Here is an 11,674-nt window from a genome sequence, read left to right as displayed (position 1 = left end):
TGCATTTTTGTTTTAAGGTTAATCAATCAGTATATTTCTATTTTGCTCTTTTCATCCTTCATATCCGGCGAATCAAGATACCGCCAACGGATTTGAGAAGAAAGCCGAAAATATTCCAAAATACGTTCCAAACGCTGATTAGTGAATGTTCCCGTAAACGAATCTCCTTTCAAACGATTGTTTTTAATAATGAATTCCACATTATACCGTTTTTCCAACATTCGCAGGCCTTCTTCCAAAGGAGTATTTCTGAATATAATCTTACCTTCTTTCCAGGCAATCTCCGATTCTCCGGAAGTGGCATAAAGCTGAACCTTATTATCTTTTGAATCATAGACCAATTTCTGTCCCGGATCCATCAACACTTTTTTCGAGACATCATTTGATTTATAAATAAAACCGATCTTTCCTTCTACCAATGTCGCTGAAATCCGAGCTTCTTTTTCGTATGCCTCTACATTAAAATGAGTTCCCAGTACTTCTATTTGTGATTGATGGAAAGTGGAAACTATAAATTTCTTTTCCGGATTCTTAGCCACTTCAAAATAAGCTTCTCCCTGTAAAGTCACATTTCTTGTATCATTATCGAAACGTGAAGGATAACTTAGTGTTGATTCCGAATTCAGATAAACAAGTGTACCGTCGGGCAGGGTCAATGAGGTCATCATCCCAGGATTTGTTTTCACTTCTATGATTTGTGCCAATTCCTGTTCGTTTCCTCCCCAATATTGGAGCATCAATGTAACGAGAAGTGGAATGAACAAAATTGCTGCCGCACGTTGTGCCCATTGCCACCACATCGTTCCCTTGTGTCTGTTACCCGACATTCTACTTTTCACCTTCAACAATGCTTTCTCCGTATCGACTTTCTTCATAACATTAACTGTATCCGTGGCAAGATAAAGAGCATGTATCTGTTTTGCCATCCGTCGATTTTCGTCCGATTCGCTCATCCACATCTCAACTTGCAGACGTTCTTCTTCCGTTGCCACCCCTTCACAATAACGTGGAAGCAGTTCTTCTATCGTATTTCTATCTGTTTTATCCATATCTTTTTTTATTGCCTTTTACTATAAGACAAGGGAGAATAGGAAGACTCCTAAACTAAAAACCATTTTTTTTAGAAAAATCTTTGTTTCTATCTAAAAAAGCTATATTTGCAGTTAAATTATGGAGCTAATACATGAAAGAAACTTATCAATCAGACAATGATTTTCTATTATCAGCCGTTCAACACGGAGATCAAAAAGCGTTCGATACACTGTTTCGGAGATATTATCCGATGCTGTGCGCGTATGGTCACCGGTTTGTCGAGTTGGAAGATGCAGAAGAGATTGTAGAGGATTCTCTTTTATGGATTTGGGAAAATCGGGAAACACTGGTTATCGAGTCTTCTCTTAATTCTTATCTTTTTAAGATGGTGTATCGCAGGGCTTTGAACAAGCTTGCACATATCGATGCCACCCAACGGGCAGATACCCGCTTTTATGAAGAAATGCAGGAAATGCTGCAAGATACGGACTATTATCAGATTGAAGAACTTGCAAAACGGATTGAAGATGCTGTCGCGGCACTGCCCGAAAGTTATCGGGAAGCTTTTGTGATGCACCGATTCCGGGATATGAGTTACAAGGAGATTGCAGAAACACTGGGGGTATCGCCCAAAACAATAGATTACCGTATTCAACAAGCGTTAAAGCAACTGCGCGTGGATTTGAAAGATTACCTCCCGTTACTACTACCTCTCTTATTTCCCTAGAGAGACGAAACATATAAGTAACCACCAATATTATTCCATTTGGCTATTACCTGTCAGCTAAAGTATTAATAGACAACTTACGTTGTATTAAAGATAAACTTACGTTCCTCTAAGGCAAAAGTTCCCTTTGACCTGAAACAAACTATAAACGAAAGTTCCAATTATATAAATGCAACCTTCATTTTTATAAATGCAAGTTTCATTTATAAAAACAAAGCTTCCGTTTATAGATTTCTCTTAGACAAAAACAACTTTGGCAGTAAGGAAAAGGAAGTTTGCAATAAGGAGACAGTAACTTATCTATTAACTAACTTCATCTCTTTCTATAAGGAAGTGTAAACCAGAAAGTAGATCCTTTACCTTCTTCTGAATCTACTCCTATTTTTCCCCCGAGACGCTCAACAATCGTACGACAAATGGAAAGTCCTAAGCCGGTACCTTGAATGAATGGGTTATATTTTACGAATCGTTCGAAAACATGTTCACACTGTTCGTTTGACATACCACAGCCGGTATCTGATACATAAAAATAAATAGTATCGGTGTCTGTCATACGATACCCCATACAGATAGTGCCTGTTTGAGTAAATTTGATAGCGTTATTGACAAAGTTGGCAAGCAATTGTATCAGTCGATTCTTATCAATATAAAAAAGACAACCCGGCAAGCGTTCGGTAAATGCAAGGGTAACATCACTGTTTTTCAAACGTAACCGCATACTTTGTTCGATTTCCTCCATTGTCTGATTAACATCGATCGAGGAAGGATAGAAATCAAATGTTCCGGCTTCAATCTTCGACAAATCCAGAATATCATTAATTAATTGGAGCAATAAGTCGGTATTTGTTTCGATGATATCTGCGTACTCGCGCATTTCGACAGGATCTTCTGTATGGGGAAGCATATTTGAAAAGCCCACGATTGCGTTCAAAGGAGTACGTATTTCATGGCTCATGTTCGCCAAAAAGGCAGATTTCAATTGATTAGCCTGCTCCGCTTTCTCCACCGCTTCACTCAAACGGCTATACGCTTTCCGAAGAATACGAATATAATAGACAATAGCAGCTATCAAAAGTAATAGAAAAACAGAACTAGCAATAATCTTAACATAGTGTTGCTGAAAAAAAGTTTGAGGTTTATCAATATATACTGCATCGTCGGGATAACGACTTGACGGAATATTATAAGACTTTAATACAGGATAACAAAGATAGGAATTTCCTTCCCCTCCCACTCCACCCGGGATATTGCGGGCTTGTTCTCCATTCAATATGCGATTCAGGATTTCCAGCAAAGAATCGCAAAAAGACTCCGTCGATACATAATATCCTCCTGCGAAAGTATTGTTCGATAAATTTTCGGGAGATAGCAAAAACAGAGGTGAGGGAGTAAAATTGGTTATAATTTCCTGTATGTGGTCGAAAAGGTAGTTGTTATCATTTTCATTATGAGACTCAAACCAGGAATAGTAAATAATCCCTGTATTAGGTTTATAACTATGCAGGGTATCCAGCAACATTTCTGTCGATAATTGAGTGGTAGAAAGCAGATCCAGACGTAAATCCGGAAAATTCTCTTCGACGGCTTCCTTTACATCTCTACGGGTTTCTTCACTAATATATCTGTCGTCCGAAATAAATGCCAGACGTTGCATATCCGGTATTAGTTTATAAATCAGTTCCACTGTTTCCTTCACATAATAATGCTGCTTTAAAAGTGTCAGATTATAGCCTCTTCTCCATTCTTCACCGGGAACGCTATTGGTTTCTGTTAGTGGAGCATGAGACAGCAAAACGTCGAGAGAAGCAGGCAGGCGGTCGCGGGCATTTGTCACTATTACCGGAACATCTTTCCATACGTCATCAAACAGTTCACGGCCAACAATCCATCCCGGATCTCCAATCAAGACGATGGCAGCGGGAGCTACCGGGTATTTCTCCCGTAAATGGGTGACTACGGCATCTGCTTCCATCTTATTAGCCAAAGCTGGTACGGAAAGAGATTCCGCTTTGGCAGATATCCCCTGCTTCTGAAGAGCATCGTGTATACACCAATAGAAATTTTTAGCCCAAGGCAGATTAAAATTAATGGAATTCAAAACCAGTACTTCTTTATTTGTTGTTTCAGTTCGGGCTGACACAGATAATAAGAATCCTTCTATAAAAAGGAATAAGCCTAAGAATGAGATGGTTCGGAGTACTTGTTTCATTTGTGATGTTCTATAATAGCTACGGCAAAGGTAGTATTTATTTCCATTTCGCAAAAAAAAGGCATCTCAAAATTAATTGAGATGCCTTATATTATATAAAACCAGGTATCAAAGAGTTATTTCTTCAACAAGATAGTAAGGCTTTCTTTCAAAGAACGAATGATACTTTCCGCATCCGCCTGTTTCTTGCGTTCAAGTTCTATGACGGCTGCCGGAGCATTGTTCACGAATTTCTCGTTGCTCAATTTCTTCACGATGCCTTGCAGGAAGCTTTCCTTATGTTTAAGTTCGGCCAACAGACGAGTGATTTCCGCATCTATATCAATCATGTCAATCAATGGTACGGCAAATTCTGTCGTTCCAACCATGAAAGAAGCAGCACCTTCTGCTTTTTTGAATACTACATTAATAGCAGAAAGGTTACACATCTTGATAATCACCGGATTCATTTTTTCTACCGGATGACTATCCACAACCTGCAATTCGAGTTGTTCCTTCAAAGCAATATTCTTCTGCAAACGAATGCTGCGAACATTGCTGATAATTTCCTTAGCCAATTCAAATTCTTGCAGGAATTTCTCGTTTACCTCAAGAGGCTCCTTCATGAGAGTAACCATCAAACTTGCACCCGGTTCGCGCTCACGCAGTTGTTGCCACAGTTCTTCTGTGATAAACGGCATGAAAGGATGCAGCAACTCAAGCAGACGTTCGAAAGAACTAAGCACCATACTATAAATAAAGCCATTAATGGGCTGTCCATAAGCAGGTTTCACAATTTCCAGCAACCAAGAAGAGAACTCATCCCAGAACAGTTTGTAAACCAACATCAATGCTTCGCTCAAACGATATTTAGAGAACAAATCGGCAACTTCAACCGCAGCTGCATCCAGTCTCTGGTCGAACCATTGAACAGCCAGATGAGCCTCGGGTGGAACCGGAATGGAACCTTTGCCATTAGTCCATCCTTTAATCAGACGGAAAGCATTCCATATCTTGTTGCAGAAGTTACGTCCCTGTTCGCAAAGGGCGTCGTCGAAAAGAATGTCGTTTCCGGCGGGAGCTGAAAGCATCATACCCATACGTACACCGTCGGCACCATACTTTTCAATCAGTTCCAATGGATCGGGAGAGTTACCGAGCGATTTAGACATCTTACGTCCCTGTTTATCACGAACGATTCCTGTGAAGTATACGTTCTTAAACGGCATCTGTCCCTCGTATTCGTAGCCTGCCATAATCATACGGGCTACCCAGAAGAAGATAATGTCCGGTCCTGTCACAAGGTCGCTTGTTGGATAGTAGTATTTGATTTCTTCGTTGCCCGGGTTGTTGATTCCGTCGAACAAAGAGATAGGCCACAACCAGGAAGAGAACCAAGTGTCCAGGCAATCTTCATCCTGACGAAGGTCTTCCATTGTCAGAGCGGCATTACCCGTCTTTTCTTTTGCTTTTGCCAGAGCTTCCTCGGGAGTAGCGGCTACTACATAGCCACCTTCCGGCAGGAAGTATGCAGGAATACGATGTCCCCACCACAACTGACGGCTGATACACCAGTCTTTGATGTTTTCCATCCAGTGACGGTAGGTATTCTTGTATTTTGCAGGGTAGAATTTCAGATCGTCGTTCATTACCGGAGGCAATGCCATATCTGCGAAATGTTGCATCTTGAGGAACCATTGCATAGACAATTTCGGTTCGATCACAACGTTGGTACGTTCCGAATATCCTACCTTATTAGTATAGGCTTCTATTTTTTCGAGCAATCCGGCAGCTTCGAGGTCTTTCTCTATTTGTTTACGAACATCGAAACGGTCCATACCGATATACATACCGGCAGCTTCGCTCAATGTACCGTTGTCATTGAAAATATCGATACTAGGCAAGTTGTATTTTTCACCCAGCATATAGTCGTTTACATCATGGGCCGGGGTTACTTTCAGACAACCCGTACCGAATTCGATGTCTACATAATCATCCTCAATCACAGGAATGACACGGTTTACCAGCGGAACGATCACTTTCTTTCCTTTCAGCCATTCGTTCTTCGGGTCGTTCGGATTGATACACATAGCCGTATCACCCATAATTGTTTCAGGACGGGTTGTTGCAACAACCGCGTAGCGACCTTCCGGATCACCTTCTACTTTATAGCGAAGGTAATACAATTTTCCGTGTTCTTCCTTGTAGATTACTTCTTCGTCAGAAAGGGCAGTCAAGGCTTTCGGGTCCCAGTTTACCATGCGGACGCCCCGGTAGATCAATCCTTTATCGAACAGATCGACAAATACCTTGATTACACTTTCACTACGTTTCTCATCCATAGTGAAAGCAGTACGATCCCAATCGCAGGATGCGCCGAGTTTACGGAGTTGTTTCAGGATAATACCACCGTGCTCGTCTGTCCATTCCCAGGCATGTTTCAAGAATTCGTCACGAGATAGATCGGTTTTCTTGATACCTTGAGAAGCGAGTTTGTTTACAACTTTAGCTTCGGTAGCAATAGAAGCGTGGTCAGTTCCCGGCACCCAGCAAGCATTCTTGCCTTCCATACGGGCACGACGAACTAAAATATCCTGGATGGTATTATTAAGCATGTGTCCCATGTGTAACACACCGGTGACGTTCGGGGGCGGGATGACGATGGTGTAAGGTTCACGGCCATCGGGTTTTGAACTGAATAATTTGTGGTCCAGCCAATACTGGTACCACTTTCCCTCCACGTCAGCGGGATTGTACTTACTTGCTAATTCCATATTGTTTTATGTATATGATAATGTATATTCTAAAAATAACGGGTGCAAAATTAATAATTTAAATTCAAATCTTACCACCCTCGGGGTGTTTCTGTGCACGGAAAGAGAATTTATATCCCTCATAAAGAGCGAATCCGTAGAACAGGGCAGTCATCGACATTACATTTTTCAACAGAATAGAGAATATCTCTCCATAGTCTACACCTGCCAGGACTTGAAAATAGCCCATTTCATAATCTTGGGAGATATACCCGATAATAGACAAGAAATCACCTAAGATGCAACTAACCAGAGATAATGCCGCACCGGTAATTCCGAAAATGGGACGTATTCCCTTGCCCTGCCGCATCGCAAAACCTACCATGAATCCGATAGCAATGGGCATAAATCCTATCTGACGACCTGTAGAAACGGAGATCAGCCCCCATGCCACCGCACCAACGATGCATGCGACAACTGCACACAATATTCCTTTGGGCAGATTCTCTTCGGCAAGCATTTCCTCTTCTGTCATGAATACCGGAAAGTCTTCCGGCTTGGGAGGCGCTAATCTTTCCAGTTCCTTATCTTGCTCAAAACTGTCACATTCTTCTTCAAAAGCGGGAAGTTCTCCGGTACGTTTACAAACGAGTCCTTTTCCGTTCACAAAATCACGTGACACGCAATTCCTGCAATACTTTTCTATTTCTTCTGATGTAGCCATCTTATCCGGTTTATGTTGAATAACTTTCTCTGATTACGCAGGTACACAAAGTCACTGTTAACAGATTTTTTGCAAATATAGAGGTATTTTTTCGCGCGACGTTTATTAAATGCATATTTTTGTTGACTGATTTTATACAAATGATGAAAAATAAGCCAAATGTAAGATATGTAGCCTTAGGAGCATTATTAATCCTGGTGTGGCTAACGCAATGGATTCCTGCTCTGGCAACGATCTATTCTCAAACAATCTATCCCCTTATCTCCTACGTCCTGTCGTTTTTTTCCGGTTTATTTCCTTTTGCCATAGGGGATTTATTTATTTTCCTTAGCATCACAGGCGTGATTGTTTATCCCTTTTATGCCCGTCTCCGCAAGAAGTTGCCTTGGAAGAAAATCTTATTGCGCGACGGGGAATACTTATTATGGATTTATGTATGGTTCTATCTGGCATGGGGACTGAACTACTCGCAGAAAAATTTCTATCAACGAACAGAAATCCCGTATACCGCCTATACTCCCGAGATTTTCCAAGAATTCGTAGATGATTATATTACTCAACTGAACCGTTCGTATACTCCTGTCAATAGTATCAATCAAGATTTGATACGAGAGGAAACTGTGCGAATCTATCATCAGTTAAGTGATAGCCTGGGCGTAAATCGCCCTCCACACGAGCATCCGAGGGTAAAAACAATGTTATTCACTCCCTTCATTTCGATGGTAGGGGTAACGGGTAGCATGGGGCCTTTCTTCTGCGAGTTTACACTCAACGGAGATTTGCTTCCCGTTAATTATCCGGCCACTTATGCTCACGAACTAGCCCATTTATTAGGTATCACCAGCGAAGCGGAAGCTAATTTCTATGCTTATCAGATTTGCACCCGTTCAGAAGCGATGGGAATCCGTTTTTCCGGATATTTTTCTATATTGGGACATGTATTGGGAAATGCGCAAAGATTACTCCCGGAAGAAAAATACACCCGACTGTTTAAACGCATCCGACCGGAAATTATCGAATTGGCTAAGAATAACCAGGCGTATTGGGCTGCCAAGTATAGCCCTGTAGTTGGTGCTGTGCAGGATTGGATATACGATCTTTATCTGAAAGGGAATAAGATAGAAAGCGGACGGCAGAACTACTCGGAAGTAGTGGGGCTGCTGATTTCCTATCAGGAGTGGAAAAAGAAATAAGTATAGATTGTGCCTTGTTTTGGCACATAGTTTCACGATATTTGCAGCACTAATATAAAACGGATAAACTGATTTCTTTATGGCAAAAGATCTCTTTAATAGATATCTCTGGTTAGTAGACACAATCTATCGGGCTGGAACAATAACACTGGATGAAATTAATCGTAAATGGCTGCAGTGTGAAATGAGTAATGGAGAGGAAATCCCCAATCGGACTTTTCATAATCACCGGAAAGCTATTGAGGAACTATTCGACATTAACATAGAATGCGATAGACATAACGGATGTAATTATTACATAGAAAACACTGAAGAACTTAAAAAGGAAGGACTCAGAAAATGGCTCTTGAATACATTTGCAGTCAATACAACCCTCAATAAAAGCCACAAATTAAAGGATAAAATTCTACTAGAAGACTATCCCTCAGGAGAACAATATCTGATACCAGCCATTGAAGCTATTCATAATTGTATAACGTTGGAAATAACATATCAAAGTTATTGGCAGGACAAATCATATACATTTCAAATTGAACCTTATTGTATAAAAGCCTTCAAACAGCGTTGGTATATCGCAGCACGAAGTCCGTATTACAACAAAGTGTTGATCTACTCCCTCGAGCGAATACTCGAAATGGAACAAACAGATTTATCATTTGAGTGTCCTCAAACGTTCAATCCTAAAGTCTACTTCGACAACAGTTTCGGAGTTATTGTCGATGAAGAATATGATGTAGAAAAAATCAGAATAAAAGTCTACGGAAACCAATGTAAGTATTTCCGTTCCCTCCCGTTACACCATTCTCAAAAAGAAAGTGAAACACATAGTAACTATTCCATTTTCGATTATTCATTACGTCCTACCTATGATTTCTGTCAAGCTATACTATCGCATGGAAATCTTGTAGAAGTTCTAGAACCTCAATGGTTCAGAATTCAAATCGGAACAATGATTCAAAAAATGAATCAACTATATCAATGAATATTATCATAAATGTAATGAAGTGAGTATTCATTAGTAAATAATAAAGCAGTCCGGTCATCTTTTCTGATAAAATTCTTTTAATTCTAAAAAATGTTTCTTAGTTTTGTGATGTATAATCATTAAAAAGAAGTAGTAAGAAACAGAGAACTAAAATTTTCAGACATATTGATTGAACGTTAAGACGTATTATTTCGATTAGGTAAATCTGGTAAATTTATTCAATGATCCGAAATAATAAGTTGAAGTGACGTTCACACCCGAATAGGGCGTGGACTGCTTTTACTTATTTGGATCATAAGGTTTACCAGAACCTACCTAATCAAATAAGCTAAAAGTTAGTTTTACGCTCTTTTTTTTGTACCCATACATTCATTTTAAATTATATAAAACATGGAAAAAGTATCATTACTAATGAAAGATTCTTCCGAAGGAGATTCTCAAAAAGAAACCATGATAGACTTTATTCTTTCATGGACATTACGTAGATCTATACAGCAATACAGTGAAGAGAAACCTATCCTTTATCAATATTGTAGAAAGATTCTCGGCAAACTGATTGGCATCGAAATGACAGACGACGTGCAAGTCACTTCTGTTGAAACTTGGAAACAATGGAAATATATTGACCTATGGGCAAACATACGGATTACATGCAATGGAAAAGAAGAATTTCATGCTGTTTTGATTGAGAACAAAGCGTATACACCAACTCACCATAATCAATTAGCAAGATACAAGGCCATTTTCGACCAAGTATGTGAAGAGTATATGCCTAATACTAAAAGGCATTATATACTAATCACCGCCTTGGATGAAATGCCGGCTATGCTGGCAAACGAATGTAAAGAGAACGGATATATTCCATTCTGCTTGGGAGATTTAAATGATTATGAACAGCAAGATTCGGAAAGCGATTTGTTTAACGAGTTTTGGTTAAGATATTGGTAACTATGGGAAAATTTCTATTAATATGCCTATTCCTCTGTACAGGAATATGTAAGACAAGTGCACAAATAGTAGACTTATCAAAATTCGTTAAGGCAAAGAAAAGCAAGACAGAAGTATTCTCTCAAAAATTACAAAATACGAGAGATTCACTTCTAAGAATCTGCAAAATATATAAATTAGAAGATTTCAAATATAAATTTCCAACTATTTACTTAGGTGAATCAATGGAAAGTTTAAAAGCTAAATCAAAAGAATTCGAAAAAAGCAAAGTAGAAATAGAAAATGCTATTAGCAAGAAAGAGTTAGAACAAAAAAGAGTAGACTCCATCCAAAAGGTCAATGATGCCGAAAGAATAGTACAAGAAAGAATAGCTGATTCTTTATATTTAATTCGGGCCGCCCAAACATGGGAATGGTTACATGATAAGAAAGGAAAATGGGAAACAATAGACCGTTCATATCCTAAAGAAGAGCATTACCAAGTAAATTCACTATTTCCCCAATATCAAGTAATAGACCAAAATGCCTATCTGAATGGAAAATTAGTAGGAGTATGCCATCCGGCTAAAAACAATAAAAACAATAGCGAAAAAGAACGTTGTTTTCGCATAGACGTGATGACTTTTTTATGCCAACAAGATTTTCTGAATAACAAATATGAGATACAAAAAGAATCACCTAAAACCCAAGAATACATAAAACAGAAATTAGGACTTAAAAAACAGCTGGAGCCGACTGACAGTCCTGTATATAAAGAAATGATAGCCAATGCAAGCAAACTCCGTATAGCACAAGAAAGGCTACGCAAAGGAGAAATTGATTTGAACACCTACAATAGAATTAAAACAAAATTGGGTGCCAAATTCACCGGAACGGTATATCAAGAAATGGCGGATAGCAACAGTCCGGAAATAAATGCAGGGAAAAGATATCTGGAACAATTACGTACTGATAACAAATCATTAATTGGGGAATATACCATTCAAAGAATAGATGGAACCAACTTCACCTATCAATTCCGTAATAATGAAGGAAAAAAAACGTTTAGCGTGAAAGTTTCATTCTTTGTCAATGAGAAAAAAAATGTTTTATATACAATTTCTTCACTTCAAAAGAAATAAGAT

9 protein-coding genes are annotated in these 11,674 nt (G+C 39.2%); 5 read left to right on the top strand and 4 right to left on the bottom strand.

The window, feature by feature from the left end; translation table 11 throughout:
* Window positions 1-26: 26 nt before the first annotated feature.
* Window positions 27-1,049 (bottom strand): FecR family protein, encoded by a 1,023-nt coding sequence (locus tag LPH68_RS10545; protein WP_151923574.1) that lies wholly within the window; start codon window positions 1,047-1,049, stop codon window positions 27-29.
* Window positions 1,050-1,183: 134 nt separating this feature from the next.
* Between LPH68_RS10545 and LPH68_RS10540 the strand changes: the two genes are divergently transcribed.
* Window positions 1,184-1,759: an RNA polymerase sigma-70 factor gene (locus LPH68_RS10540; RefSeq protein WP_151923575.1), complete on the top strand. Its 576-nt coding sequence runs from the start codon at window positions 1,184-1,186 to the stop codon at window positions 1,757-1,759.
* A gap of 313 nt (window positions 1,760-2,072) precedes the next feature.
* Here the strand turns inward: LPH68_RS10540 and LPH68_RS10535 are convergent, their stop codons facing one another.
* The 3 genes from LPH68_RS10535 to LPH68_RS10525 all read right to left on the bottom strand — a co-directional run bounded on the left by LPH68_RS10535 (window position 2,073) and on the right by LPH68_RS10525 (window position 7,424).
* Complete coding sequence (locus LPH68_RS10535; RefSeq protein ID WP_117808968.1) at window positions 2,073-3,968, bottom strand: ATP-binding protein; 1,896 nt, start codon at window positions 3,966-3,968, stop codon at window positions 2,073-2,075.
* A gap of 116 nt (window positions 3,969-4,084) precedes the next feature.
* Window positions 4,085-6,721, bottom strand: coding sequence for a valine--tRNA ligase (locus tag LPH68_RS10530; protein WP_074909410.1), 2,637 nt, complete (start codon window positions 6,719-6,721; stop codon window positions 4,085-4,087).
* A 64-nt stretch (window positions 6,722-6,785) separates the two neighbouring features.
* Entirely contained in the window at window positions 6,786-7,424 is a 639-nt protein-coding gene (locus tag LPH68_RS10525; RefSeq protein WP_004315854.1) for a hypothetical protein, read from the bottom strand.
* A 140-nt stretch (window positions 7,425-7,564) separates the two neighbouring features.
* On the opposite strand from LPH68_RS10525, the gene LPH68_RS10520 reads away from it, so the two are divergent.
* From LPH68_RS10520 to LPH68_RS10505, 4 genes are all read left to right on the top strand, one after another.
* On the top strand, window positions 7,565-8,617 hold the full coding sequence (locus LPH68_RS10520) for a DUF3810 domain-containing protein (protein WP_015532482.1): 1,053 nt from the start codon (window positions 7,565-7,567) through the stop codon (window positions 8,615-8,617).
* 79 nt (window positions 8,618-8,696) lie between these two features.
* Entirely contained in the window at window positions 8,697-9,599 is a 903-nt protein-coding gene (locus LPH68_RS10515; protein WP_004315852.1) for a YafY family protein, read from the top strand.
* Between the two features lie 393 nt (window positions 9,600-9,992).
* Complete coding sequence (locus LPH68_RS10510) at window positions 9,993-10,550, top strand: PD-(D/E)XK nuclease family protein (protein WP_008645402.1); 558 nt, start codon at window positions 9,993-9,995, stop codon at window positions 10,548-10,550.
* A 2-nt stretch (window positions 10,551-10,552) separates the two neighbouring features.
* Window positions 10,553-11,671 (top strand): hypothetical protein, encoded by a 1,119-nt coding sequence (locus LPH68_RS10505; protein WP_151923577.1) that lies wholly within the window; start codon window positions 10,553-10,555, stop codon window positions 11,669-11,671.
* The last annotated feature ends 3 nt before the right edge of the window (window positions 11,672-11,674 follow it).

Origin of the sequence: Bacteroides sp. 1_1_30 (assembly GCF_020982715.1) — a bacterium.
Taxonomy (GTDB): domain Bacteria; phylum Bacteroidota; class Bacteroidia; order Bacteroidales; family Bacteroidaceae; genus Bacteroides; species Bacteroides xylanisolvens.
This window is presented reverse-complemented; position numbering and strand designations above follow the sequence as displayed.

What these genes read in the sequence shown, in the direction of transcription:
- LPH68_RS10530 (WP_074909410.1), bottom strand. Translation starts at nt 6,721, where the DNA reads ATGGAATTAGCAAGTAAGTACAATCCCGCTGACGTGGAGGGAAAGTGG.
- LPH68_RS10545 (WP_151923574.1), bottom strand. Translation starts at nt 1,049, where the DNA reads ATGGATAAAACAGATAGAAATACGATAGAAGAACTGCTTCCACGTTAT.
- LPH68_RS10520 (WP_015532482.1), top strand. Translation starts at nt 7,565, where the DNA reads ATGATGAAAAATAAGCCAAATGTAAGATATGTAGCCTTAGGAGCATTA.
- LPH68_RS10515 (WP_004315852.1), top strand. Translation starts at nt 8,697, where the DNA reads ATGGCAAAAGATCTCTTTAATAGATATCTCTGGTTAGTAGACACAATC.
- LPH68_RS10505 (WP_151923577.1), top strand. Translation starts at nt 10,553, where the DNA reads ATGGGAAAATTTCTATTAATATGCCTATTCCTCTGTACAGGAATATGT.
- LPH68_RS10510 (WP_008645402.1), top strand. Translation starts at nt 9,993, where the DNA reads ATGGAAAAAGTATCATTACTAATGAAAGATTCTTCCGAAGGAGATTCT.
- LPH68_RS10525 (WP_004315854.1), bottom strand. Translation starts at nt 7,424, where the DNA reads ATGGCTACATCAGAAGAAATAGAAAAGTATTGCAGGAATTGCGTGTCA.
- LPH68_RS10535 (WP_117808968.1), bottom strand. Translation starts at nt 3,968, where the DNA reads ATGAAACAAGTACTCCGAACCATCTCATTCTTAGGCTTATTCCTTTTT.
- LPH68_RS10540 (WP_151923575.1), top strand. Translation starts at nt 1,184, where the DNA reads ATGAAAGAAACTTATCAATCAGACAATGATTTTCTATTATCAGCCGTT.